The following is a 25,676-nucleotide window of genomic DNA, read 5'->3' as shown; positions in this document are numbered from 1 at the left end:
TTATTCGATGATGATAAAAGTGCGGTCGGTCATGAATTGCGACTTTTTGACGCGGTATTTCATGTTCTTGAAGGCTTCCTTAAACGCCCGCGTCTCGCCGGGATAGTCCTTGTTATTCAACTCATCGAGCATGACGACGCTGCCCGGCACGAGGCTGGACTTGATCGCCTCGAGAGCGGCCTTGGTCGGTTCGTAGAGCGCCATGTCGAAATAGGCCAGCGCGACGATCACATCGTCGTTCTTGGCGAACCAGGCCGGCGCGCTCTCGCTGACGTCGCCCTCCACCAGCTCATGCTTCTTGATCGCGGCAAGAACGTTGTTCTTCTCGTGGTAGTCGATCAGTCCTTCGAGGTACTCGCGGTAGTTCTCCGCAACCTTGTATCCGCCGATCTTTATAGTCTCGCTGCCCCGGTCCTTGTCCGAAATTTCGGGATACCCCTTGAAGGTATCGAAACCGATGACACGGCGGCTCTGGTTGAAGGGCTCGTATATCGCGCGCAGGTTCTCGAACAGCACGATGTTCTGGCCCCACCAAGTGCCGAACTCTACGATCACGCCGGGCTGGTTGAGGATCAGTTGATAGGCTTCGTTGACGAACAGGATTTTCGTCAGTGCGGAGCTGCGCATGAACAGGCCCAGGCAGATCAGCAATTGATCGTCCGGCATCGGCCGGTCCTTGAACATCTGGTAAAGCAATTCGCGATGCTCGAGGTTCTGCACGCTTGCCTTGGTTTCCATGGTGTAACCGAAATCTTTATTACTGGACATTTCCAGGCCCCGATCTTTCGTTAGATTTTAAAATACATGCGTTTGAGCGCTTTTGCGCGGCGATCATCTGCCGCATAAATCTCGGCCTGCGGCGCCAGTGCAACCGAGCCGTCCGGCATGTCGCGGGCGACAGCCGCTCCCATGGCGATGAAGCAGTCGTTGCCGATAGTGCAGAAGTCGCGAAGCGTGGAGTTTACGCCGAAGAAGTTGCGTTGCCCGATCTTGCAATGCCCGGAGATCACTACATGCGAGGCGATATAAGTGTGGTCGCCGATCGCGCTGCCGTGGCCGAGATGGTTGCCCGACCAGATCATCACGTTGTTGCCGATACGCACGCCCGGCTGGATGGTCTGGTTCTCGAGGATGAAACAGTTGTCGCCCACAGCCAGACCCGGCCAGCTAACCGACTTGCTGGATACATAGGAAGCCAGCGCATAACCTGCCGCTCTGGCCTGTTCGTACTTTTCCTGACGCAGCCGATTCAGGCGCGCATACGACAACGCGACGTGCATGCCATATTCGGCCGGCGGGAACCGTTTGACGACCTCGCTGAACGGCACCAGGGGCAAGCCCTGGAAACTGTCGCCCTCAACAAAACCGTCGTCTGCCGTGAAAGCGACGATACGGTACTCGCTGTCATTTTCGAAATAAAACCGGGCGAGCTCGGCCATTTCCGCGGTGCCGAAGATGACAAGGGGTTTGCTCATTTGCAGTTCAACGGCAAAGCGCGATCAGGAAATCAAGCGGCAGCTTGATCAGTTTTTCGGTCGAGCGTCCGGTTTCCACCGTCTCGAACACCTGCTCGCAGTAATGCTGCAGATAGCGCTCGGAATCGCAAAAGAAAAATTCTTCGCCATTGCGGAAATCGAAATCACGGATGCGATAGCGATGGTCTCCCAGCATCTCGGCGCGCCGGTAGATCTCGTGCTCAGGACCCACGGTGGAGATGTAGACGCCGCCGCCCGGCTTCAGGACACGGCGAAACTCCTTCAGCGCTGCCAGGAAGTTTTCCTCGTTGCCCTCGTAGTGCAGGGTGTTCACCGATAACAGCAGATCAAAGTGACCGTCGGGATAAGGCAGCACGCGATTGCTGCCCGCCTGAATTTTGGTTTTGTAGCCGCGCTCGTCCATGATTTCCTGCACCGTGGCAGCCATTTCCGGATGCAGGTCCACGCCATGGCATTCGCAGCCTATATCGGCGAAGGGCACGAGATTGTTGGCGAAGCCGCAGCCAACATCAAGCACGCGCCATGAAGGCTGCGGCTTGAAGGGGGCCTTCAAATAATCACTTCCACCGAAGAGGATCTTCAGCATTACCTCGTTGGGCCACTTCGGGTACTTGCGCTCCTGCTTCTCGCGCAGAATTTCCTTGTTCCACTCGTCCGTGGCGTGATTCGCAACGCTCATTTGGTGTCTCCAAAAGTCAAAATCTCCCAATCCAGCGGCTGGTCCTTGTCCACCGTCCGGGTCAACCTGGCCCCGATGATCGACGTCGCGTACCGGGCGCGCAAGCCGACAGCCGGACGCTTGCTGACGATGTCGGCGGCGGTGATCGTCTCGCCTTCAGCCATGTTGCGCGCAAGGTACAGACCCTCGCGGCGGCCGAGTTCGCGTTCCTTGGGAAGCATCTGCTTCTCGCCGGAGCCGAGCGCTTCGTGCGCTTCCCGCACACCCGTGACGTAGGCTTTCAGTTCGTGCGGCTCCAGCGCATAGAAGTGATCCGGGCCAGCGCCCTTTTTGTCCAGGGTGTAGTGCTTCTCGAAGACCGTCGCACCAAGGCCTACCGCGGCAATCGCGGCAGTCAGGCCGAGTGTATGGTCGGAGAAACCGACCGGGCAATTGAAGCGCTGTGCCAGCGACTGGATCACGCGCAGGTTGACCAGCTCGTTGGGCAAGGGATACATCGCACCGCACTGCAGCAGGACGATCTGATCGTTACCGGCTCCCAGGCAAGCGTTGACGGCTTCCTCGACATCGACCATGTCGCACATGCCGGTCGAGATGATCACGGGCTTGCCGGTCGAAGCCAGTTTGTGCAGAAAACCGAGGTTGGTGGTCTCCGAGGACGCCACCTTGTGTGCCGGCGTGTTGACGGCTTCCAGCACGTCGACAGATTTCAGGTCGAAGGCGGAGGCCAGGAATTGCAAGCCCTGCTCACGCGCATGTTTTTCGAGAATCGGCACCCACTCGGGGTCCAGTTCGATGGACTTGAATATGTCGTGGAGTTCGCCGCCGTTCGGGTACAGGAAGTCGGCGCGGAACAGCTGGAACTTGACGGCATTGGCGCCGGCCTCGGCGGCCACGTCGATGAGCTTGCGCGCCTTGTCTAGGTTCTTGTCGAAATTCGACCCGATCTCTGCGATCACATACGGGGCTGCTGCGCCGCCAACCGGTGTTCCGGCAATCTTCAACTCGTTCTTTAACAAGGTAACTCCTTCTTTATTTCGTCAAACAGGCGTTGTGCGCCCACCCCATCCACCAATGCACGGCCGCGCGCCGCCATTTCGCTGCGCAAGGCGACATCGCTCAACAATCTTTCGGCTTCCCGGCTCACGGTCTCGGCCCCTATGCCGATGCCGATGCCGAGGTGAACCGCCGTCTTCTTCGCCGCGAACGGGCGATTGACCTCTTCGTGATGCGCGTCGATGGAAAACAACAGCGACGGCGTCGCGGTCGCCGCCAGCTCGTACTTGGTGAGCCCGTTCGCGCCTATCGCCAGGTCGCACCACAGCATTTGATCCCGTAGTGAGGACGCCGCCTTCACCAGGGTGACCGCATGCCGGGACTCGTCTACCAGCACCTGTATTTGCTGCCGCAGCCCGGCGCCGAACATCGGCCCGATCACGACCCGAATCTCGAGCCGTCGCTTCAGGCGCTCCAGCCCCCTCAAAACCTCGGCAGTGTACGCCTTTGGGTCGCTGCCGCCGCAACTGACCAGCACCCGGTTGGCGCTGCTGCGCTGGGTTCGCGGCGCCAGGCCGGCGTAGTCGGGGGAAAGCAGCGCGTAACGCGCGCCTTCGAGGAAGCGCCAGCTTAGCCCGGACGTTTGCACCGGCGGCGCCACATAGGGACTGACCACCACATCGGCGGGCACCTCGGGGAAACGCCGCACCAATGAGGCTTCGCCCAACACATCGATGGCCACCAGCAGGCGGCCCAGGCCACGCAGGCCCCGGAACAGCCCATCGACATCCCGACAAGCGCTGTCGAAGGACGGGAAAAGCAGGTCGGCCATCACCGCATCCGCTCGCAGATGCGCGGTTGGCGGCCAATGGCCGGCGTTCAGGGCCGACTCATCGAGCCGGATGCAGCCAAAACCGGCCGCCTTGATGCGATCTTCTGCGGCAATGCCGCCAAACACCAGAAAACCGATATCGGCATGGCGCTTTTGCGCATGGGCCGCAAGCGCGAGGCAACGGCTCAGGTGTCCGAAACCGACTGCCTGACTGGCGACGGTGACGAAGAGGATGCGCAGAGAGGCCAGATCCGTTTGCATGCCCGACGGTCGCAGTTTCTCAATTCAGCCGCTTGAAGCCGGCATGGCAGATCGGGCCTTTGAGCAGCGACATCACGTCAAGGCCCTGCTCGCACTCCTTGATCAGGCCGAAAACCGGATCCAGCGCGTTGAAATAGCCGTCGACCACGTCGGGCGTATGCGCAAGACTGGAGAAGATCAGATTGCTGGCGAGGTAGCCCTTGCCCAACATTTCCTGCGTAATCAGGGTCTTGTAGGCCAGCGCGTTGGGGCCGTCAAAGCCGAAACTGGCGATCGACGGCAAACCGGCCACATTGACCGTCAAGCCATGCTTCTTCGCGAGCGTCTGCCAGCGCGCCATGATGCCGGTTCCGGTCTCGGTGATGCGTTCCCAAGACTTCTCACGCTCCATGACTTCCAGAGTTTTCAGCGCCGCGGTAGGGCCGATGCGCTCGGTCCAGAAGGTGCTGCTGATAAAGGTGGACTGCGCACTTTCCATGATTTCACGGCGGCCGATGGTGGCGGTCATTGCGTAACCGTTGCCCAGCGCTTTGCCGAACATGGCCATGTCAGGTTCGACGCCATACATTTTGTGAATGCCTCCAAAAGTCTGGCGGAAGCCCGAGGTGCATTCGTCAAAGATCAACACGATTCCGCGCTTGGTTGCCAGGTCACGCACGCGCTGCAGGAAGTTGTCCTCGGGGCCCTTGTTGCGCATGACCTCCATCTTGATGACGCCGATGTCGTTGTTGTCGACGATCTCTTCGAGCTCGGCGTAGTTGTTGTAGTTGAACGGGTAGACCGTGCCGCGCAGGTTCTGCGGCACACCTTTGGGATCGAGGCCAGGCAGCAAATGGCCGGCCAGATGGTTATCGTCGCCGAGGTTAGCGGCCAGATACCAGTCATGCCAGCCGTGGTAACCGCAGATAGCGACCTTGTCCTTGCCCGAGGCGGCACGGGCGATACGAATGGCGATGGCATTGGCTTCACCACCTGAACGGGCAAAGCGGGCCATATCAGCCCACGGATGAATCTCGATTAGCTTCTCGGCCAGGTAGACTTCTTCGGGGCAATTGAACGTGGACATGTTGCCAGCGGCGACGGTCTTTATCACTGCGGCATCCACTTCCTCATGGTTGTAGCCGAGGGTGTTGGTGCCGATGCCCATGATGCACATGTCTGTGTATTCGTTGCCGTCCAGGTCCCAGACCTTGCAGCCCTTGGTTTTGCTGAAGTAGGCAGGCCACAGATCGGGCAGGAACATCTCGGCACGTTTGGACAGCAGCATGTTGCCGCCGGGAATGATCTGTTTCGCACGCTTCCAGAGTTGCTGGCCGGTGCCGTTGGGGTTTGCATTCATGTGAGGCTTTCTACTAAAGGCTCGGCCAAATAGCCGGGTTAATCAAATCTGCCGAATCGCAACTCAGTTCAGGCAAGTCATGGCTCAAAGGCCTGGCCAGCACCTGCAGGATCTGCCGGAACTGTTGTGCGCTGTCCGCCCCGACCACCACCCTGTCGATCTGTTCGAACGACAGCGGAAAGGCCAGGCAGGCCTGTAGTGCCGTGGTGTCGCCGGCCTGCAACCACTGATGCCAGCGCTCCCACAAACCATCCCAGCGTTTGAATTTTGAAGGAATCTCTTCGCGGGACATCAACAGCAAGCCTTGCAGGAATGCCGACCGGGTATGAACTTCAACGTTCTTTTGCTTCAGGCGAGCCAACCATCCACTGCTGCTCAAGCGCTGGTCCAATAAATTGAACGGCGCCTGCACCAGATCGATATTGAAGCTGGCGGTTAAAAAGTCCAATTCGGTCGGTTCGTAAATCGACACTCCGATTTTTTCGACCAGCTGCCGATTTTTCAGTTCGGCCATGGCCGCCCACAGCGCAACTCCATGGGGGCCCGACAAATCGGACGGTCGGTGCAGAAGCAAGCCGTAGACCCGGGTGAGCCGCAAACGAAGCAAGGCTTGAGCGAATTCTTTCTCCACCCAGGCTGGCACATCGACAAGCCCAACCGGCAAACCGGGGAGTTTTGTGACGATCCGAAAGTCGGTCACGCCGATATTGCCAAGGCAAGCTTCGCTGTCACCGTAGCCAATGGCCGTGTCGATGGTGTTGATCCCCGCGGACCTTGCCGTTTCGACGATTTCGCCAGCCTCTGCCGGAGCAACCTGCCCATCACGGTTGGCAACGCCATAGGCAAGACCGAACTGCACGCTGCCAAGTGCCAGGCGCGCGGCTTGGGCACCTGTGCTCGCCGATGAGGTGTTTGCTGCCATCACTCCTGCAAGGCCTGAGTCAATGCAGCGATGACCTTGTCCTGCTGGACTTCAGTCAACTGCGGATACATGGGCAGGCTGATGGCTTCCGCATAATACGACTCCGCTGCGGGAAACTGCCCTGGCCTGAAGCCCATTTTTTGATAATAGGGCTGGGTATGAACAGGGATGTAATGCAGATTGACGCCGATGCCATACCCGCGCAAAGCGTCGAACACCTGGCGATGCGATATACCTGAGCTGACCGAGCCGGCACGTATGACATATAAATGCAGACCCGAATAACCATCTGGATGCTGCCATGGGGTGATAACGGGCAAGCCTTTGAGCCGTTCGTCATATCTTGCGGCCAAGGCGTGCCGCCGGGTGACATAAGCCTCCAGCCGGGTCATCTGGCTGACGCCCAGAGCGGCCTGTATGTCGGTCATCCGGTAATTGAAGCCAAGCGCCACTTGCTGGTAGTACCATGCGCCGTCGGCCTCATGCGTCATTTGCGACTGGTCGCGCGTGATGCCGTGGCTGCGAAACAGGTTCATCGCCTGGGCTAACGCGGGGTCATTGGTCATCGCCATACCGCCCTCACCCGTGGTGACCACTTTGACGGGGTGAAAGCTGAAGACCGTGATGTCGCTGAACAGGCAATTGCCTATGGGTTTGTTTTTGTATCGGCCACCGATGGCATGTGAGGCATCCTCGATCACCTTGAATCCGTATTGCTCGCTCAATTGGCGGATGGCAGCCATGTCGCACGGTTGGCCGCACAGGTGCACCGGCACCACGATCTTAGGCAACCGCCCCGCCTTCTCCGCCTCGGAAAGCTTTGCAGCGAGGGCTTCGACGCTAATGTTGTAAGTCAGCGGGTCGATATCCACGAAGTCAACCAGCGCGCCGCAATACAGCGCGCAATTGGCGGAGGCGACAAAAGTGATGGGGCTGGTCCACAACCAGTCTCCGGGCCCCAGGCCCAGCGCCATGCACGCGATGTGCAATGCCGAAGTGGCGCTGTTCACAGCCACGGCGTATTGGGCCCCGGTATGCGCAACGACAGTCTGCTCGAACCGCGGCACCATCGGGCCCTGCGTCAAAAAATCGGACTGCAACACGCTAATCACCGCGTCGATGTCGGCCTGGGTGATGTCCTGGCGGCCATACGGAATCATGGCTCAGATTTTCCCGATGCCGTCGGCGTTGGCGACCATCCAGGCCTGTAGTTCCGCGTCGCTCATCCACTCGGGATTGTTGTTGCTCGTGTAGCTGAAACCCTCGACCACTTTCACGCCGTCCTTGATACGGGCCGGGCTGTTAGACCAGCCATTGATGGCCGGCAGTATCTTGAAATGATCGGTGTATTCGTAGGTGTAGAAGGCGTCTTCTTCACTAATCATCTGCTCGTGCAGTTTCTCTCCGGGACGGATGCCGATGAACTCCAGCTGCGCCCGTGGCGCGACGGCTTTAGCCAGATCGGTCACCTTCATCGAAGGGATCTTCTTGACGTAAATCTCGCCGCCAACCATGTCATCGAAGGCATGCCAGACCAGATCCACGCCCTGCTCGAGCGTGATCATGAAACGCGTCATTCGCTCATCGGTGATCGGTAAAACACCTTTATCCTTGATGGACATAAAGAACGGAATGACCGACCCGCGCGACCCCATAACATTGCCGTAACGAACGACGGCAAAGCGCGTGTCATGCGCCGCCGCATACGAGTTGCCGGCCACGAACAATTTGTCGGACGCCAGCTTGGTGGCTCCATACAAATTGATCGGGCTGCTGGCTTTGTCGGTCGACAGTGCAACGACGCGCTTGACGCGTTTGTCTATACACGCGTCAATGACGTTCATGGCGCCGTTGATGTTGGTCTTGACGCACTCGAAGGGGTTGTACTCCGCTGTCGGGACGATTTTTGTTGCCGCCGCATGTACGACGTAATCGATACCGTCGAGCGCGCGATAGAGGCGGTCACGGTCACGCACGTCGCCGATGAAGAAACGGACCCGTTCGTCATTGCCGAATTTTTTCTGCATCTCCCACTGTTTCATTTCATCCCGGGAAAAGATGACGATTTTTTTGGGGTTGTATTTGGCCAAGGTCATCGGCACAAAGGTATTGCCGAACGAACCGGTGCCGCCTGTGATTAGTATGGATGCGTCGTTTAACATAGTGCTTTGGGCTCGTTATCCGAAATCGAAATATTATCTTCAACCAGTTCTTTATACGTACCGGTGCGCTTTATCTCGCCGTTTGACAGTTCAACGACCAGCGAGCAATTTTTGAGGGTGGTCAGGCGGTGGGCGATGATGAGGATCGTCAATTCGTTACCGAGGGTTTCAATCGCCTGCATGACGGCCTTTTCAGTTTCGCCGTCAAGCGCGCTCGTGGCCTCGTCGAAAATGATGACATTGGCCTGCTTGTAGAGAGCGCGCGCGATGCCGATGCGCTGCCGCTGCCCTCCCGACAGACGAATGCCGCGCTCACCAACAAAGGTGTCGTACTGCTTGTCCCAGGCTTCGATCGTTTCCGCGATCTGCGCCCTTCGCGCGGCGACCTTGACCCTTTCAAGATCGATTTCCCCGGGGGTCACGCCGAATGCGATGTTCCCGGCGATGCTTGTGTCGGCGAGAAATATGGCTTGCGGCACATGCGCGATATGCGCCTGCCATGCGCGCTGATTTTGAGCGTTGACGATGGTTCCGTCGATGGCCATGGTTCCCTGATCGGGCCGCAGCAATGCCATGACGATGTCGAGGAGAGTGCTTTTTCCACTACCAGTTGCGCCAATAAATCCGATGCGACCACCTTTGGGAATGGTGAGATCCAACCCCTTCAATATCCATGGTGCTTGTGGCGAATAGCGGAAAGCCAGATTGTTCAGCGTGATGGCCTGGGTGAACGGCAACGGGGCAGGCGGCACCTGATCGGCATGGGCGGGAAGCGGCTGGTCCAGCAGGTTGAGCGCATCCCTTAGTGAATCCTGGCCGCCGCGAATCGCGGTCCAACTGGAGTAGCACTGCTGGAGCACCGGCAACAGGCGCTGCGCGCCCATGGCCAGCGCGCCGAGAATGGGAATGGCACCGGCCACGCCTTCCTGGCGGATCGCCAGCGAATACGCCAGCGCGGAGATAAACACCATGCCCAGCGATTCGACCAAAAACCGCGGGCTGGCACTGATGAGTTGAATGTTCGCCTGGGCACGCCGCAGCGGGATATCCGCATCGCGGTAAATGTTGCAGTAAGTGGCCTGGGTGCCGTCGACCAATACGTCGCGTATGCCCCCCAAACCCTCTTGCAGCGCCTTGATGACTTGGTTGGACTCCTGGTTGACTCTCCGGCTGTCTTTCGCCAAACGCTTTCGGGTGGTACCGATGACCATTGCATAGATGGCCGCGAAGCCGGCGAATGCCGTCACAGCCACAACCGGCTCAATCGCGAACAAGGCCAGAAGAATGGCGACCAGCACCATGGTCGAGCCCAGGATGGTGAGGATAGGCAGGATCACGCTGTGCACGACACCGTGTGCTTTTCCGGCAATGCCGGCAATGACTTCGCTGCTGTTTCTTGCGGCATGAACTGCGTAGGGCTGGTATAGGGTTCGCCGGTAAATGCCGATGCTGAAGTCGGAGCCGACAGAGTGGCTGAGCCGGGTTTGCGTCCAGAGCAACAGCAAACGCATGGCGCCTGAGACCAGGGCCGCCAGCCCGAACGCGACGGTTATTGGAAGCAGCAATTGCCTGGCATCCGTAATCTTGAAGGCCTGGATGTAGGGTTGCGCGAGATAGTGTTCAAAAATGCGCTCCGGTGTCGTAAGCGCTACCAGAAAAGGCAGCACGGCGCCGATGCTGACGACTTCGGCAAACGACGTCAGTATCATCAACAAGAACAGGGCGCCGAGCTGGCCCCTGCGCCGGTTGTCGATATGCCGCCAAAGGCGCTTGAGCAACTCGATCAAGACAAGTCCCCCTCATCGCGCGCGACGTTCAATTGCTGCAATACGCGCAATCTGGCACTGACGCTGCTGGTGCTCATTTTTCGCGGGCCGTGTGGCCAAGAAAATCTCGGTAACCACGGGCCAGGCCCTCTTCCAGCGCCACCGTGGCCCTCCATCCCATGGCGTTGAGGCGGCCGGAATCCATCAGCTTGCGCGGCGCACCGTCGGGTTTGTCGGGGTCGAAAACAATGCGGCCGGCGTAACCGGTGGCCCTGGCCACGGCGTCGGCCAGTTCGGCGATCGTCACATCGCTGCAGGAACCCACATTGATATGACTGAGCTGCGGCTGCACCTGCGCCGCGTAGTCTTCTTGTGAAAGGTTCATCACGTAAACGCTGGCGGCCGCCATGTCGTCGACATACAGGAATTCGCGCCTGGGTGTTCCGGTGCCCCAGATCTCAACCTGCGCCGCAGCCGTGACCCTGGCTTCATGAAAGCGTCTTATCAAGGCCGGAATCACGTGGCTGTTTTGTAGGTGATAGTTGTCGCCAGGCCCGTAGAGATTGGTCGGCATGACACTGCGGTAGTCGCGGCCGTACTGGCGGTTGTAACTTTCGCAAAGCTTGATGCCGGCGATTTTCGCGATGGCATAGGGTTCATTGGTAGGCTCTAGCTTGCCGGTGAGCAGTGCATCCTCGGCCATGGGCTGTGGCGCAAATTTTGGGTAGATGCAACTCGAGCCAAGAAACAGTAGCTTCTGCACGCCATGGGCATGCGCGGCCTGTATCACGTTGGCCTGCATCATGAGGTTGTCGTAAATGAACTCGGCCGGATACGTGTTGTTGGCATGGATGCCGCCTACCCTAGCCGCCGCGAGGTAGACTTCGTCCGGCTTTTCGCTCGCGAAGAAATCAGCGACTGCCAGCTGGTTCACCAGATCGAGCTCGGCATGGGTGCGGGTGAGAATGCACTGCGCGTCATGCCCCCGTGCGGTCAGCGTACGCACGATCGCACTGCCGACCATGCCGCGGTGTCCTGCCACGTAGATTTTGGGCTGCGTCCCCATCGATCAATCTTCCTTACTGACAGACACCGCATAACCGTGATGCTTGAGCAATGCATGCCGGCGTGCGCTTTCGAGGTCGTGCGCGACCATCTCCTGGACCATCTCGTCCAGCGTGATTTCGGGAATCCAGCCAAGCTCCTTCTTGGCCTTGGCCGGATCGCCGAGCAGGGTTTCGACTTCAGCGGGCCGGAAGTAGCGAGGGTCGACCTTGACCAGCACGTCATCGACCTTGACAGCCGGGGCCTTGTCGCCCTCAACAGAACGCACGATGGCGCGTTCATCGACACCCTGGCCTTCAAATCTGAGCGTGATGCCGAGTTGCAGCGCGGCCTTCTCGATGAACTGGCGCACTGTGTATTGCACGCCGGTAGCGATCACATAATCCCTGGGCTGGTCTTGCTGCAGCATCATCCACTGCATGCGCACATAGTCCTTGGCATGGCCCCAGTCGCGCAATGCGTCCATGTTGCCTATGAACAGGCAGTTTTCGAGGCCAAGCGCGATGTTGGCCAAACCGCGCGTGATCTTGCGCGTCACGAAGGTCTCACCGCGGCGCGGGCTCTCGTGGTTAAACAGGATGCCGTTGCAGGCATAAAGGCCATAGGCTTCGCGATAGTTGACGGTGATCCAGTATGCGTAGAGCTTGGCCACGCCGTAAGGGCTGCGCGGGTAGAACGGCGTGGTTTCCTTCTGCGGCGTCTCCTGCACCAGGCCGTAGAGCTCGGAAGTCGACGCCTGGTAGAAACGTGTTTTCTTTTCGAGGCCGAGTATTCGAATCGCCTCGAGCAGGCGCAGCGGGCCAATCGCGTCGACATCGGCGGTGTATTCGGGTGATTCAAAACTCACAGCAACATGGCTTTGCGCGCCAAGGTTGTAGACCTCGTCGGGTTGAACCTGCTGCAGGATACGTGTCAGGTTGCTGCTGTCGGTCAGGTCGCCGTAATGCAGCACGAAGTTGCGGTGATCGATGTGCGGGTCCTGGTACAGGTGGTCAACGCGCTCGGTGTTGAAAGAACTCGCGCGGCGTTTGATGCCGTGCACGACGTAGCCTTTTTCGAGCAGAAATTCCGCAAGATAAGACCCATCCTGGCCGGTCACGCCGGTTATCAATGCAACTTTTTGATTCATTTTATTTCTCGAGTCTTCCGTAGGCATCTTCAAAGCGGACGATATCGTCCTCGCCAAGGTAGGCGCCACTTTGCACCTCAATCAATTCGAGCGGAGTCGTGGAGGGATTGGTCAGACGGTGTTTTTGTCCGACCGGGATATAGGTACTCTGGTTTTCCGTCAACCGAAGAACCTGCTCGCCGTTGACGACCTCGGCAGTACCTCTGACGACGATCCAGTGCTCGGCGCGGTGGCGATGCATCTGCAGCGACAGCGAAGCACCGGGCCGCACCGTAATGCGCTTGACCTGGTGCCGTTCACCTATATCGACACAGTCATACCAGCCCCAAGGCCGCGCCACGCGGCGATGCTGAACCGCTTGGGTCGAGTCGAGCGCTTCGAGCCGCGCGACGACTTCCTTGACCGCTTCGGCATCGGAGGTGTGGGCCACAAGTAGCGCGTCCGGCGTGTCGATGATCAGCAGGTCTTCGGTTCCGAGCGCCATGACCGGGCGGCCACCGCTAGCATGGATATAGGTCGTCCGCGAATGTAGATGATGGGCATTCCGGGTTTCGCCGCCGGCGCGGTTCCCGTCAGCATCGAGGAGTGCCAGGTCGGCGACGGCGTTCCAGCTACCGACATCGCTCCAGAGCCCGCCAAAGGGATAGACCACTACGTTGTCGGCTTGCTCCATGACGGCGTAGTCAATCGACTGACTGCGGCAGTTCTTGAAAACGGCGGCGTCGGGACGCGTGAACAAGCCGTCCTGCTGAGGTACGGCCATCGCATGGCGGCAGGTCTCAAGGATATCTGGCGCATGCTTTTGCAACGCCTCAATGATGGCCCGCGTTTGCATCAGGAAAATGCCCGCGTTCCAGAGATATTCGCCACTGCCAAGAAATTCAATAGCTTTCTCGAGCATGGGTTTTTCGACAAAACGCGCCACCTTAAAACCACCCTCGCCCGCTGCACCGCCCTTCTGGATGTAGCCGTAAGCAGTACTGGGCATGCTTGGCTGCACGCCAAAGGTTACTAGCCGCCCCGCGAGCGCCGCGGGAACCGCCGCGCGCACCATGGACGCGAACGCCAAGGCGTCAGGAATGTGGTGATCAGCCGGACAGAACAGTAGCAGCGCATCGAGGGGCGCAGCGAGCGCAGCGAGCGCCATCGCCGCAGCGGTGTTTTTCGGCTCAGGCTCGAGAATCTGTCGGACCTGCAGGCCAATGCACTGCGCGACATCTGCCACTAAAAAGCGGTGATCGTCGGATGCGACACAGGTAATCGATTCGGGCTGGTCGCCGGTCAACGGAATCAGACGCTCCAAGGTCAGCTGCAACAGCGACCGCTCGCCAAACAAGGGGATAAACTGCTTGGGGAAGGCCTTGCGCGAGAGCGGCCACAGCCGCGTGCCGCTACCGCCGCATAGAACGACAGAGCGAATCGTGACAGCGGGTGGCGATTCGATATTCACGGCTCGTGAGCCTCCTGGCGCAGTGTTTCAATTTCCCGCTGCAGGGCTTCGAACTCGACCAGCTTGCGCTTTAAAAACGCCTTGGTCAGCCGGCTCTTTTCCTCGAGCCCCTCAGGCGTCAGCACATAGGCATAAGCCAGCTTGTTATCGCTGCGTTTGAAATTATTGGCCTTGACCAATCCCTTATCGACCAAGGCACGCAAGCAATAATTGATCTTGCCCAGACTCACGTCAAACCGCTCAGCCAAATTACGCTGACTAGCGGTAGGCTCGCGCGTCAGTTGGCACAAAAGGTAATAAGGTAAATCTTGAGGAGGCATGAGCGAAGTTCATTCGTTCAATGATTGAACGCATGCATTGTAAGCGAGGTTGCCTGCACCTCAGACAAACCACTTACTTAAACAACTCAGCGGCTTCAAGCCGCACACCATTCTTGTCTTTCGGTGAAAGTATGGGCTCAATATCTACTGGCCATTTAATGCTTAAAGCGGGGTCGTCCCAAACAATGCAGCGTTCCATATCCGGCGCATAGTAGTCTGTTGCTTTGTACAGAACTTCGGCACAATCGCTGACGACGAGAAACCCGTGTGCAAAACCTGGGGGAACCCACATTTGTCGTCGATTGCTTTCCGTTAACTCTGCTCCAACCCATCGGCCAAATGTGGACGACGTTCCACGGATATCGACCGCCACATCAAAAATCGAGCCGCGCACCACCCGCACCAATTTGCCTTGCGGTTGATTCACCTGGTAATGCAGTCCACGTAGCACACCCTTAGTGGACCGGCTGTGATTGTCCTGCACAAAGCTCAGATCGGTACCGATCGCAGCATTGAAGGCGCGCTGATTAAAGCTTTCAAAAAAGAACCCGCGCTCGTCACCGAATACTTGGGGTTCGATGATCAAGACATCGGGGACGGAAGTGATCGTCACCTTCATGCTTTCCGCTCCTCGAGCAAACGCAGCAAATATTGCCCGTAGCCGCTTTTGGCAAGGGGCTTCGCCAGCTTTGCCAGTTGCGCGCTGTCGATAAACCCGTTGCGCCACGCGATTTCTTCCGGGCAGGCGATCTTCAGCCCCTGGCGACGCTCCAGCGTAGCTATGAACTGGCCGGCGTCAAGAAGGCTATCGTGGGTGCCGGTATCCAGCCAGGCATAGCCGCGTTGCAAAATTTGCACCTTCAGCTGGGCGCGCTCCAGGTACACCTGGTTGACCGCCGTGATTTCTAGTTCACCCCTGTTGCTCGGCTTGATTGACCTGGCGATTTCCACTACCTGGGCATCGTAAAAATAGAGGCCGGTCACGGCATAGTGGCTTTTGGGCGTGGCTGGTTTTTCCTCGATGCTGCTGGCCTTGCCGTTTGCATCGAACGCCACCACCCCATAACGCTCCGGATCCTGAACATGGTAAGCAAACACTGTCGCCCCAGTCACCTGGGCGTCGGCTTCCATCAGCAGTTTCTGCAGGTCATGGCCATAAAAAATGTTGTCGCCCAGTACCAGCGCGCTGGGTGCGCAGTCCAGAAATTTTTCACCAATGATGAAGGCTTGCGCCAATCCGTCCGGACTGGGTTGCACCGCGTATTGAAGCTTCATGCCCCACTGCGAACCGTCGCCAAGAAGTTGTTCGAACCGCGGTGTGTCCTGCGGCGTGCTGATGATCAGCACCTCACGGATGCCGGCAACCATCAGCGTGCTGAGCGGGTAATACACCATGGGTTTGTCATACACCGGCAGCAGTTGTTTGCTGATGGCCAGCGTAGCCGGGTGCAAACGGGTGCCCGAACCGCCGGCGAGGACAATACCTTTGCGTTGTGTCATGAGTGAGGTGTCAGGTAATTTCGGTCAGCATCCGGGCAACGCCCTGCTGCCATGCAGGAGGGTGCAATCCAAAGCTGTCCTGCAGTTTAGCGGTGTTCAGGCGGGAATTATGGGGACGTGCCGCTGGCGTGGGAAACGCGGTTGTCGGCACCGGATCCACTCTGTCGGGCGATGTTTTGAGACCCAGGCCGGCCGTGGACGCCCAGTCGACCACAAAGCGTGCATAACCATGCCAGGAGGTTTCGCCAGCAGCAGCTACATGGTAAATGCCGACCAAGCGGTCAGCCGCGCCGGGCAATATGTTGCGCACCATATGGGCCGTGACGTCGGCAAGAAAATCGGCACCGGTCGGCGCACCGAACTGGTCGTTGATGACCGTCAACCGATCCCGCTCTGTGGCCAGCCGCAGCATGGTTTTGGCAAAGTTGCCACCCCGCGCGCCGTAGACCCAACTGGTGCGCAAAATGAGATGTTTTGCACACAGGGCGGCGATACGCTGCTCCCCCTCGAGTTTGGTTTGTCCATAGACACAAAGCGGGCCAGTCGGGTCGCTTTCTTCCCACGGCCTGCTCCCATGGCCATCAAAAACATAGTCAGTCGAATAGTGAACCAGCCACGCACCGACGGCACTGGCGGCTTGGGCGAGAACGCCCGGTGCCTGTGCGTTCACCGTATGGGCGGTCGCCGCATCGCTCTCGGCTTTGTCAACGGCGGTATAGGCGGCGGCATTGACGATGACATCAGGCCGGACGCTGCGCACCGTGGCGCCGATTCCACCCAGATCCGCGAGGTTGCCGCACAGGTCCGTGCTGTGACGATCCAGCACGATGAGCTCGCCGAGAGGGGCCAGACTGCGTTGCAATTCCCAGCCAACCTGGCCATTTTTTCCAAAGAGAAGAATCTTCATGCCGCGGCCGTATCGGCATACTGCGTCTGCACCCATTCCCGGTAGGCCCCACTTTGCACATGCGCCACCCACTCCGGATTGGCCAGGTACCACTGCACGGTCTTGCGTATGCCGGTCTCAAAAGTCTCGACAGGCTTCCATCCCAGTTCGCGCTGGATCTTGCTGGCGTCAATTGCATAACGCCTGTCGTGGCCCGGACGGTCTTTCACGTAGCTGATTTGCTCGCGATAGTTCTTGCCATCAGCGCGGGGCTGAAGTTCGTCCAGCAGGGCACAAACCGTCTGGACAATCTCGATGTTGGGCTTTTCGTTCCAGCCACCAACGTTGTAAACCTCGCCCGCCTCACCGGCTTCGAGAACGCGGCGGATGGCGCTGCAATGATCCTTGACGTAAAGCCAGTCGCGCACCTGCATGCCGTCGCCGTAAACCGGCAGGGGTTTGCCGGCCAGCGCATTGATGATCATCAGCGGTATCAGTTTTTCGGGGAAGTGATGCGGGCCGTAGTTGTTGCTGCAGTTGGTGGTAAGCACCGGGAGACCGTAGGTGTGGTGATAGGCGCGCACAAGATGGTCGCTGGCGGCCTTGCTTGCGGAGTAAGGGCTGTTGGGCTCGTAGCGGTGCGATTCTGTAAAGGCGGGATCCGCTGACGCGAGCGAACCGTAGACCTCGTCGGTCGATACATGTACAAAGCGAAAGTCTGCCCTGGCGCTTCCGCTCAACCCGCCCCAATATCCTCTCGCGGCCTCCAGCAACCGGAAAGTACCCACGATGTTGGTCTGAATGAAGTCTTCCGGGCTTGAAATAGACCGGTCGACATGTGATTCGGCAGCAAAATTGATCACCGCGCGTGGCTGATGCCGGGTCAGCAGGTCGGCAACAAGCGCGCTGTCGCCAATATCGCCTTTGACAAACAGATGCCGCGGATCCTCCTTCAAGGAGGCCAATGTTTCCATGTTCCCGGCATAGGTGAGTTTGTCCAGGTTGATGACCGGCTCGTTGTGCCTGGCCAGCCAGTCAAGAACAAAATTGGCGCCGATGAAACCCGCGCCTCCGGTAATCAAGATCATGACTCCATCCTTCTCTTCTGCGTGTCAGCGCCGTTTGACGCCTGCTGGCATTATGCCTCTGGCAACTGGACAGAAGCTCCCACAGGCAAGCGGGAGGCGGGCAGTAAAAATCGCCCCGAAGGGCGATTTTTTTTGCGGAAGGTAAACGCCTTAGAAATGGATGCCCCTCATCATCTGCTGCAAAGCCACGGCTTCCGGCGACAAGGTCTGTTTGACCGGTTTGTCGCCCGGCTTCGCGCCCTTGGCCGCCGACGAATCAGGGAACATGCGGAAACTGGTGTTCATCGCAATCTGGGCGACGCGCGGCAACAATGCATGCAGGACCTGCCCGGCAATGCCCAGGCGTGTGGCGATGCGCACCGATTTGAAGATGCATGCCTGGGCCACCAGGTCAGCGGCCTCTTCAGGACTCAGCGTCGGCACATTGTTGTAAAGGTTGGTAGGCGCAATCATCGGCGTACGCACCAAGGGCATGTTGATGGTGGTGAAAGTGATGCCCTGGTCGGCAAACTCGCTGGACGCGCAACGTGTCCAGGCATCCAGTGCCGATTTGGAAGCGACATAGGCCGAGAAGCGCGGAGCATTGGTCAGTACACCGATGGAGCTGATGTTGACCACATGGCCTTTGCGTTTGGCCACCATGCCCGGCAAAAACCCCATGGTGACGCGCAGACAGCCAAAGTAGTTGAGCTGCATGGTGCGCTCGAAATCATGGAAGCGGTCGTAGCTCGCTTCAATGGCGCGGCGGATGGACCGGCCCGCGTTGTTGATAAGGAAATCGACACCGCCATGGTTCGCAATCAGCGCCTGCACGAAGCGGTCGCAATCGACCATGTCGGCGATATCAGCCGGGTAAGCGATGAAGTTGTAACCCTTCGCCTTGGCCTCCTTGCAGGCCTCGTCCAGCTTGTCCTGGTCGCGGCCGCAGATGACGGTGATGGCGCCAGCCTCGGCAAACTTGTGCGCTGCCGCCAGGCCAATGCCCGAAGAACCCCCGGTGATCAGCACCACCTTGCCGTTAACCGTGCCCTTGAGTGAGCGGTCAATATGCAGGTCGGGATCCAAGTGGCGCTCCCAGTAATCCCAGACACGCCAGGCGTAGTCTTTCAGGTTGGGGCACTCGACCCCTGAGCCTTTAAGGGCGCCCAGCGTTTCGCGGCAATCGAAGCGTGTGGGGTAATTGACGAAGGTCAACATGTCCTCGGGCAAACCCAGGTCGGCCATGATGGCGTTGCGCACGCGGCGTACCGGCGCTAGGGCCATCAGGCTCTTCTTGACGCCGCGCGGGATGAAGCCCAGCAATGCTGCATTGACAAACAGATTCATCTTCGGTGCGTGTGCAGCCCGACTGAAAATGTCGAGGACATCGCCCACGCGGTAACCCACCGGGTCTACCAGATGGAAACATTTTTTGGCAATGCTGGCCTTGTGGCTGATGACGTCCAGCGCATCAACGACAAAATCAACCGGCACGATGTTGATGCGGCCGCCTTCCAGGCCTACAGCCGGCATCCAGGGCGGCAGCAACTGGCGCATGCGCTGGATCAGCTTGAAGAAATAGTAAGGTCCGTCGATCTTGTCCATCTCGCCAGTCGTGCTGTCGCCCACCACCATGGCGGGGCGGAACACGGTCCATGGCACCTTGCATTCCTTGCGCACGATTTTTTCGCTTTCGTGCTTGGTCATGAAGTAGGGATGTTCGTAGTTCTCCGCTTCCTCAAACATATCTTCGCGGAACACACCTTCATACAAACCCGCTGCGGCGATGGAGCTCACGTGGTGGAAATGGCCGGCATCTATGGCCTTGGCGAATTCGACGGTGTTTCGCGTCCCGTCAACATTGACGGCGATCTGGCTTTCTTCGTCGGCGCTGAGGTCATAGACCGCTGCAAGGTGGTAGAAATGGTCAATCTGGCCCTTGAGCTTTTTGACATCGTCGGCTGAGACGCCGAGCTTCTTCATCGTCAGGTCGCCATGGACCGGAACCGCCTTGGCGGCGCTGGCACCCCAGTAGGCACGTAAGGCCTCGACCTTGCCGGCGCTTTCCTTGCGGATCAGGAAGTACACCGTCGTACCCTTGCGCTCCAGAAGCTTTTTGACCAGCCGTTTACCGATGAAGCCGGTGGCTCCGGTGACGAAATACTGCATTGTGTTCTCCGCTAGACAATTTTGGACCAAGGAGTCTGCGCGGCGGAAGGCGTCGAAGCGAAAAGCGGGCCCCAGCGAGGACAGTTTTTGCCGGATTTGCCGCGCCATAGCCGTGGCTATGGGGCAATAAGCCGGTGAAAAATAGACCGCTGCGGTCGCTTTGTAGCCGACGTACTTCTGCCGGGCAGACTCCTATGGATTCTTGCCCAAGCTCTGCTGCCTGCTGGTCAGCAGAAACCCGCGCACTCCGGGCTTCTAGGAGCCCACACCTAAACCTGGGCACCCAACTGGGCTTATATTTTGGCCATGTGCCGCATAACCATGTGGCGTCAACCAACACCTTCGTCAGGAGTCCCCATGGTCAAGAAACTGCAAAAAATGAGCGCCGACAAAAAATCAGCCCCCCATCTCTCCGGCGCCGTGAAGGAATCAGCCCAGCAGATCTGGCTGGCCGGCCTCGGGGCCTTCTCCAAGGCACAGGAAGAAGGCGGCAAGGTGTTCGAAACCCTGGTCAAGGAAGGCCTGTCCATCCAGCGCAAGACGCAAGCGGTGGCCGAAGAAAAAATCTCCACCGCCACCAACAGAATGGCCAACATGGCCACAGACATCACGTCCAAAGCCGGCAACCAGTGGGACAAGCTGGAAAACATTTTTGAAGAGCGCGTTGCCAAAGCGCTCAACAAACTGGGCGTGCCTTCCGCCAAGGACGTCGACGTCCTGATCGCCCGCATTGATGAACTCAACAAAAATGTGCAGAAGATGGGCGCCAAGCCAGCAACAGTCTCGAAAGCTGCCCCGCGTGCCGCCAACAAGACTGCAGCACGCAAGCCTGCCGCCAAGCGCGCACCGGCTCGAAAATCTGCCTGAAGCGGACTACTGTGGCCATGAAAGGGACGTTGACGCGTCCTTTTTTTATGCCTGCTTTCTGCCCAGGGATTGCTGCAAAGCAGCAAATTTCCCGGAGGCCGCCGCCTACACTTCCGATTCATGACTTCAGCCAAGCATTCAAGACATCCACAACGAGCCGCGAGGGCCACCATGCCAAAGCAAGGTGCCACAGGGCCGCGTATTGCCCTGGCGCTCGCGGGCGGTGGTCCCCTGGGGGCCATTTATGAAATCGGCGCACTCTGCGCGCTCGACGAATCGCTGCAGGGCCTGTCACTGACCCAGCTTCACCATTATGTGGGTGTGTCAGCCGGTGGTTTTATCGCCGCCGGCCTGGCCAACGGCATGACACCGCGCGAGCTGTGCGCTGCTTTTATTGAAAACGACCACCAGGCGTCCGAAGTGTTTGACCCAGCCTGGTTGATGGTGCCGGCCTATGGCGAGTTTTTACGGCGCAGCATCATGCTGCCTGGACTGGCAGCCAGCGCGCTGTGGCGCGCGACGGTAGGGCGCAAACCCTTGCTGAATGCGCTTGAAAAGCTCGGCCCCGCCCTGCCGACGGGCATTTTCTCCAATGAGGAAGTCGATCGGCGCTTGAGCCTGTTGTTTTCCAAAGCCGGGCGGACCAACGACTTCCGCAAACTCAAGACACGCCTCACCTTGGTGGCTACCAACCTCGACAGCGGCGAGGCAGCGCCATTTGGTCAGCCCGGCTGGGACCATGTGCCTATTTCCAAAGCCGTGCAAGCCAGCTCTGCCTTGCCGGGGCTGTTTCCCCCTGTAGAGATCGACAACAGCTACTACGTGGATGGCGCGCTGAAGAAAACGTTGCACGCCGGCGTGGCCATGGACGGCGGCATCGACCTGATGCTGTGCCTGAACCCGTTGGTCCCGTTTGATGCCACCCAGGCCCCGGAGCTGTCGATGGCACAGCGGGTCATGCGCCGCGGCCTGCCCAGGGAAAGGCAAGCCATCCCGCGCATCGTTGACGGCGGCCTGCCGGCCGTGCTGAGCCAGACCTTCCGCTCCATGATCCATTCACGGCTAGAACTGGGCATGAAGCATTACGAACACGCCTATCCCGACACCGACATTGTCCTGATCGAGCCGGACCACCGCGACGCCGACCTGTTCCTGGCCAATACCTTCAGTTACGCCCAGCGACGCCAGCTGGCCGAGCACGCCTACCAGAAGACCCGCGAGATGCTGCGCTCGCGGAAAACCATGCTGTCTGCCAAGTTTGCGCGACACGGCATCACGCTCAACCTGGACATACTCGAGGACACGCGGCGCCACCTGGTCAGCGAGCGGCCCGCCGCCACCCGGCTGGGGCGTGCGATCAATTCACTCGAGGAAATGATGGAAGACCTGAGCCACGCCCTGCAGGCCCCTGCCGCCCGTTCCAGCCAGAGCTCGACTTCCCTACTTCCAACAACCGGATGAGTGGGTTAGAGTCAGGACCAAAATACGAGGTAGACACCATGGCGAAAAAAGCGCCGCGCCGAACCGCTGAACGCATCCTGGAGGTGACGCTTGATCTGTTCAACCGTTTCGGCGAACCAAATGTCTCGACCACGCTGATCTCGGCCGAGCTGGGCATCAGCCCCGGCAATCTCTACTACCACTATCCCGCCAAAGACGAGCTGATCAACTCCCTGTTCGACCGCTACGAGCGCTCGCTGAGCGAGCTGCTCAATGCCAGCGACGGCGTGCGCGATGTCGAAGACGCCTGGTTTTTCATGCACACGCTGTTCGAGCTGATCTGGCAGTACCGCTTCCTGTACCGCGACCTCAACGACCTGCTCAGCAAGAACCGGCGCCTCGAAACCCACTTCCAGTGGGTGCTGAAAAACAAGACCCGTTCGGTCAAAACCATGCTCGACGGCATGAGCCGGGCCAACACCGTCAGCATCGACTCGCGCGAGGTCGAAGCCACGGCCACCAGCATGGTGGTGGTGCTCACCTACTGGCTGAGTTTCGAATACGTGCGCGACCCGCGCAACGCGCTGGAGCCCGAAAACGCGCAGACTGCCCTGCTGCGCGGCGCGCACCATGTCCTCAATTTATTGATCCCCTACCTCGAGCAGGGTCAGCGCATGCACCTGCAGGCACTGGTGGGTGCCTATACCCATCCCGTCGCCTGAACCCACTTTCAAACCGCCAACAACAATCGCAAGGAGACCACCGATGGCCAAATGGACAGCTTTCCCCCACGCCGGCGACTACACATTCGATGCGGCCAGCCTGAAGAAAAACTGGGCACGCCTGCACCAGGGCGATTGCGAGCCCCTGCCCAAGGAAGCCGCCGTATTGCAGGCCTGGGTACTTTTTCACAATGGCGAATTCCAGAAGGCCGCCGAGGCCGGGCTCAAGGCAGGCGGCGCCGGCATCACGGTGGCCCACAAGGCCACCAGCATTTACGCCAACTACCTCGAGACCAAGGAAAAAACCAAGCTGGATCTGTTCATGGAAGTGGCCCAGCGCGCTGAGGCCCAGCAGGCGGCGGACCCCAAAAACGCCAATGCCTGGTACTGGCAGGCCTATGCCCTGGGCCGTTATGGCCAGGGCATCAGCGTGGCCAAGGCCCTGGCTCAGGGTTTGGGCACCAAAGTCAAAAATGCGCTGGAACAGGCCATCCGGCTTTGCCCCAAACACGCCGATGCGCACATTGCGCTGGCGGCTTTCCATGCCGAGGTGATCGACAAGGTCGGCTCCCTGATCGGCGGCATGACGTATGGCGCCAAGAAGGACGTGGGCCTCTCGCTGTTCAGGGAATCGCTCAAGCTCAACCCGGGCTCGGCCATCGCCATGATCGAATACGCCAACGGCATGGTCATGCTCGAAGGCGACAAGAAAATGAAAGAGGCCACCAAGCTCTATGAGCAAGCGGCCGCCAGCACGCCCATGGACGCCATGGAGCGGCTGGATGTGGAGATGGCCAAGGCCGAACTGGAAGACTGAGTTTTCCGGAAACGCGCAGATTGCTATCTTATTAATAGCAGCCTGCGCCCGTCCATAAAGGGCCAGGGCCTTGAATGACTATGAATTCAGCCCATCCACCGCCTGGAACAGTGATTGCCTTGCCTGGCTGATGATCTGCTCCTTCCACGCGTCGGTGTTCACGTAGAACGCGTCCAACATCTGCTGTTTGATCTGCGCCGCCAGCACCGGCGGCGCATCGCGTTGGATGTTGAGCCAGTGCTCGGCGCGCAAAGCCTGCATCATCTCGAAGGGCGGCAAGGTGCCGTACTCCATGGCAATGCCGGTGTATTCCGCGTCGGGGCATTCGTCGTAAATCGAGGTCCACATCAAGCCGGTCAGGAAGGCCGAAGAGGACGAACCGTCGTAAATCGAGGTGACCGGTGTCGTCCCGTCCCCGCCCCACCAGGCTCGCGCACGCGCCAGAGCCGCCGCGTCGTCCCGGCAGGCACAAATGCGTTCCCCCACACCGCTCGGCCCCAGGCCGGTGTGGATGTCTATCCACGCCACTCGCTGGGCCTGGCGCGCGTGGGTCTGCAGCACCCGGCGCAGGGTGCGGTTGCTCCAGGTCGGCGCGGTGCCGCCAAAAAACAGGCCCTCGGGAAATTCATGCTGGCCGCGAGTGATGGCCGCCTGGTAGGCATCCATGCCCCGCTCCTGGATGTAGCGGCCGGTGGCCGCGGTATTGGCCTCGGTCGGCGGCCAGGCCTCGGGCAGCAACAAGGGCTGCAGCTCGCGGTAGGCTTCGTTGACAGGCAGCGGCTGGGTGAAGTCGTGGAAATTACGGTTCAGGTCCACGTTCTCATGCGTGGTGCGCCGGATATGCGAAAAGCCGTAGGGGTTGAGCGCATGCACATACAGCACCGCCACGCCTTCGGCTTTGGCCCTGGCGCGCCATTCGGCGTCCCGCAGCGCAAAAACCTGCACACCCGAGCCGCAGTAACCTTCCACGCCGTGGCAGGCACTGGTGAGAATCAGCAATGAGCTGGCGTCCCGCGAGCCATCGAACACCACATCCATCGCCAGCTCTTCGCCGTCGCGGCCCAACTCGGGATGCACATGCGAATCAGGTTTCAGGCCGGCTGCAGCGGCGGCCTGCAGGAATTTGCCACGCGCCTCGGCATAGCTGCCGGAAAAAGCCTCTGTGACGCCGGTCATGCTGCGTCCTGGGCGAGCCAGCTTTCAGCCAACCGCACCCAAAAAGTGGCACCCAGCGGAATCAGATCGTCATTGAAGTCATAACTCGGGTTGTGCAGCATGCACGGTCCGCCGCCGTGGCCCATCTCGCGGTGTGCGCCGTCGCCGTTGGCAATGAAGGCATAACAGCCGGGCTTGGCCTGCAGCATGTAGGAGAAGTCTTCTCCGCCCATGGTGGGCTCCTGGTCGATCACGTTGCCGGCGCCAACGATGTCGGCCATCACCTTGCGTGCAAACTCTGTTTCCTTCGCATGGTTGATGGTCGGCGGGTAGTTGCGCACGAACTCGAACTCGCATTCGGCGTCATGCGCCGCGCAGAGGTGCTCGGCCACCTGCTTCATGCGTTTTTCGATCATGTCCAGCACTTCCAGCGTGAAGGTGCGCACCGTGCCCTGCAGTTCGCAACTGTCCGGAATCACATTGGTGGCCTCGCCGGCATGGATCATGGTGACCGAAATCACGCCGGCGTCCACCGGCTTCTTGTTGCGGCTGATGATGGTCTGGAAAGCCTGCACCATCTCGCAGGCCACCGGCACCGGGTCGATGCCGTTGTGCGGCAGCGCGGCATGGCCGCCT

General features: G+C 59.2%; 25 protein-coding genes. 4 read left to right on the top strand and 21 right to left on the bottom strand.

Going from position 1 to position 25,676, the window contains the following annotated elements:
* From ABI660_RS06860 to ABI660_RS06770, 19 genes are all read right to left on the bottom strand, one after another.
* The gene (locus tag ABI660_RS06860; protein ID WP_348066245.1) at window positions 1-768 is read right to left on the bottom strand and encodes a TylF/MycF/NovP-related O-methyltransferase; all 768 of its coding nucleotides are present in this window, start codon (window positions 766-768) and stop codon (window positions 1-3) included.
* Between the two features lie 20 nt (window positions 769-788).
* Window positions 789-1,475, bottom strand: coding sequence for an acetyltransferase (locus tag ABI660_RS06855; protein ID WP_348066244.1), 687 nt, complete (start codon window positions 1,473-1,475; stop codon window positions 789-791).
* A 7-nt stretch (window positions 1,476-1,482) separates the two neighbouring features.
* Entirely contained in the window at window positions 1,483-2,205 is a 723-nt protein-coding gene (locus ABI660_RS06850; protein WP_348066242.1) for a class I SAM-dependent methyltransferase, read from the bottom strand.
* Window positions 2,172-3,194: an N-acetylneuraminate synthase family protein gene (locus tag ABI660_RS06845; RefSeq protein WP_348066241.1), complete on the bottom strand. Its 1,023-nt coding sequence runs from the start codon at window positions 3,192-3,194 to the stop codon at window positions 2,172-2,174. The genes ABI660_RS06850 and ABI660_RS06845 overlap by 34 nt, the downstream gene beginning before the upstream one ends.
* Window positions 3,188-4,264, bottom strand: a complete 1,077-nt coding sequence (locus tag ABI660_RS06840; protein ID WP_348066239.1) for a hypothetical protein — start codon at window positions 4,262-4,264, stop codon at window positions 3,188-3,190. The genes ABI660_RS06845 and ABI660_RS06840 overlap by 7 nt, the downstream gene beginning before the upstream one ends.
* A 19-nt stretch (window positions 4,265-4,283) precedes the next feature.
* Window positions 4,284-5,603 carry an aminotransferase class III-fold pyridoxal phosphate-dependent enzyme gene (locus ABI660_RS06835; protein ID WP_348066237.1) on the bottom strand — a complete coding sequence of 440 codons (1,320 nt, stop codon included), beginning with the start codon at window positions 5,601-5,603 and terminating at the stop codon, window positions 4,284-4,286.
* Window positions 5,604-5,616: 13 nt separating this feature from the next.
* A complete protein-coding gene (locus ABI660_RS06830; RefSeq protein WP_348066235.1) occupies window positions 5,617-6,525 on the bottom strand; it encodes an aldo/keto reductase in 909 nt (302 codons plus the stop codon).
* Complete coding sequence (gene pseC / locus ABI660_RS06825) at window positions 6,525-7,685, bottom strand: UDP-4-amino-4,6-dideoxy-N-acetyl-beta-L-altrosamine transaminase (protein WP_348066233.1); 1,161 nt, start codon at window positions 7,683-7,685, stop codon at window positions 6,525-6,527. The genes ABI660_RS06830 and pseC overlap by 1 nt, the downstream gene beginning before the upstream one ends.
* A 3-nt stretch (window positions 7,686-7,688) precedes the next feature.
* The gene (gene pseB / locus ABI660_RS06820) at window positions 7,689-8,687 is read right to left on the bottom strand and encodes a UDP-N-acetylglucosamine 4,6-dehydratase (inverting) (RefSeq protein WP_348066231.1); all 999 of its coding nucleotides are present in this window, start codon (window positions 8,685-8,687) and stop codon (window positions 7,689-7,691) included.
* Window positions 8,681-10,474: an ABC transporter ATP-binding protein gene (locus ABI660_RS06815; RefSeq protein ID WP_348066229.1), complete on the bottom strand. Its 1,794-nt coding sequence runs from the start codon at window positions 10,472-10,474 to the stop codon at window positions 8,681-8,683. The genes pseB and ABI660_RS06815 overlap by 7 nt, the downstream gene beginning before the upstream one ends.
* Before the next feature lie 73 nt (window positions 10,475-10,547).
* On the bottom strand, window positions 10,548-11,519 hold the full coding sequence (locus tag ABI660_RS06810; RefSeq protein ID WP_348066227.1) for a GDP-L-fucose synthase: 972 nt from the start codon (window positions 11,517-11,519) through the stop codon (window positions 10,548-10,550).
* Window positions 11,520-11,522: 3 nt separating this feature from the next.
* The gene (gene gmd, locus ABI660_RS06805; protein WP_348066225.1) at window positions 11,523-12,647 is read right to left on the bottom strand and encodes a GDP-mannose 4,6-dehydratase; all 1,125 of its coding nucleotides are present in this window, start codon (window positions 12,645-12,647) and stop codon (window positions 11,523-11,525) included.
* A gap of 1 nt (window position 12,648) precedes the next feature.
* Window positions 12,649-14,097: a mannose-1-phosphate guanylyltransferase/mannose-6-phosphate isomerase gene (locus tag ABI660_RS06800; RefSeq protein ID WP_348066223.1), complete on the bottom strand. Its 1,449-nt coding sequence runs from the start codon at window positions 14,095-14,097 to the stop codon at window positions 12,649-12,651.
* Window positions 14,094-14,417 (bottom strand): MarR family EPS-associated transcriptional regulator, encoded by a 324-nt coding sequence (locus ABI660_RS06795; RefSeq protein WP_348066221.1) that lies wholly within the window; start codon window positions 14,415-14,417, stop codon window positions 14,094-14,096. The genes ABI660_RS06800 and ABI660_RS06795 overlap by 4 nt, the downstream gene beginning before the upstream one ends.
* 73 nt (window positions 14,418-14,490) lie before the next feature.
* Entirely contained in the window at window positions 14,491-15,036 is a 546-nt protein-coding gene (gene rfbC, locus ABI660_RS06790; protein ID WP_348066219.1) for a dTDP-4-dehydrorhamnose 3,5-epimerase, read from the bottom strand.
* Window positions 15,033-15,917: a glucose-1-phosphate thymidylyltransferase RfbA gene (gene rfbA, locus ABI660_RS06785; RefSeq protein ID WP_348066217.1), complete on the bottom strand. Its 885-nt coding sequence runs from the start codon at window positions 15,915-15,917 to the stop codon at window positions 15,033-15,035. Before rfbA ends, rfbC begins: the two co-directional genes overlap by 4 nt.
* Before the next feature lie 10 nt (window positions 15,918-15,927).
* Entirely contained in the window at window positions 15,928-16,824 is an 897-nt protein-coding gene (gene rfbD / locus ABI660_RS06780) for a dTDP-4-dehydrorhamnose reductase (RefSeq protein WP_348066215.1), read from the bottom strand.
* Window positions 16,821-17,891, bottom strand: a complete 1,071-nt coding sequence (gene rfbB / locus ABI660_RS06775; protein WP_348066213.1) for a dTDP-glucose 4,6-dehydratase — start codon at window positions 17,889-17,891, stop codon at window positions 16,821-16,823. The genes rfbD and rfbB overlap by 4 nt, the downstream gene beginning before the upstream one ends.
* 150 nt (window positions 17,892-18,041) lie before the next feature.
* Window positions 18,042-20,039 (bottom strand): SDR family oxidoreductase, encoded by a 1,998-nt coding sequence (locus ABI660_RS06770; protein ID WP_348066211.1) that lies wholly within the window; start codon window positions 20,037-20,039, stop codon window positions 18,042-18,044.
* 357 nt (window positions 20,040-20,396) lie between these two features.
* Between ABI660_RS06770 and ABI660_RS06765 the strand changes: the two genes are divergently transcribed.
* From ABI660_RS06765 to ABI660_RS06750, 4 genes are all read left to right on the top strand, one after another.
* A complete protein-coding gene (locus ABI660_RS06765) occupies window positions 20,397-20,906 on the top strand; it encodes a phasin family protein (protein ID WP_348066209.1) in 510 nt (169 codons plus the stop codon).
* 171 nt (window positions 20,907-21,077) lie between these two features.
* Window positions 21,078-22,367 carry a patatin-like phospholipase family protein gene (locus ABI660_RS06760; RefSeq protein WP_348066207.1) on the top strand — a complete coding sequence of 430 codons (1,290 nt, stop codon included), beginning with the start codon at window positions 21,078-21,080 and terminating at the stop codon, window positions 22,365-22,367.
* Between the two features lie 38 nt (window positions 22,368-22,405).
* Window positions 22,406-23,068 carry a TetR/AcrR family transcriptional regulator gene (locus ABI660_RS06755; protein ID WP_348066205.1) on the top strand — a complete coding sequence of 221 codons (663 nt, stop codon included), beginning with the start codon at window positions 22,406-22,408 and terminating at the stop codon, window positions 23,066-23,068.
* A gap of 43 nt (window positions 23,069-23,111) precedes the next feature.
* Window positions 23,112-23,885, top strand: a complete 774-nt coding sequence (locus ABI660_RS06750) for a hypothetical protein (protein ID WP_348066203.1) — start codon at window positions 23,112-23,114, stop codon at window positions 23,883-23,885.
* Window positions 23,886-23,963: 78 nt separating this feature from the next.
* Here ABI660_RS06750 and ABI660_RS06745 read toward each other — a convergent pair whose 3' ends face one another.
* Complete coding sequence (locus ABI660_RS06745; RefSeq protein ID WP_348066201.1) at window positions 23,964-25,061, bottom strand: M14 family metallopeptidase; 1,098 nt, start codon at window positions 25,059-25,061, stop codon at window positions 23,964-23,966.
* The coding region (locus ABI660_RS06740) for a M20/M25/M40 family metallo-hydrolase (RefSeq protein WP_348066199.1) at window positions 25,058-25,676 on the bottom strand (619 nt) is incomplete at its 5' end. The genes ABI660_RS06740 and ABI660_RS06745, both read right to left, overlap by 4 nt.

The sequence above is a fragment of the Polaromonas sp. genome, from assembly GCF_039930745.1.
Taxonomy (GTDB): Bacteria; Pseudomonadota; Gammaproteobacteria; order Burkholderiales; family Burkholderiaceae_C; genus Polaromonas.
The sequence above is the reverse complement of the archived record's forward strand: the minus strand, read 5'-3'. Positions and strand labels throughout refer to the sequence as shown.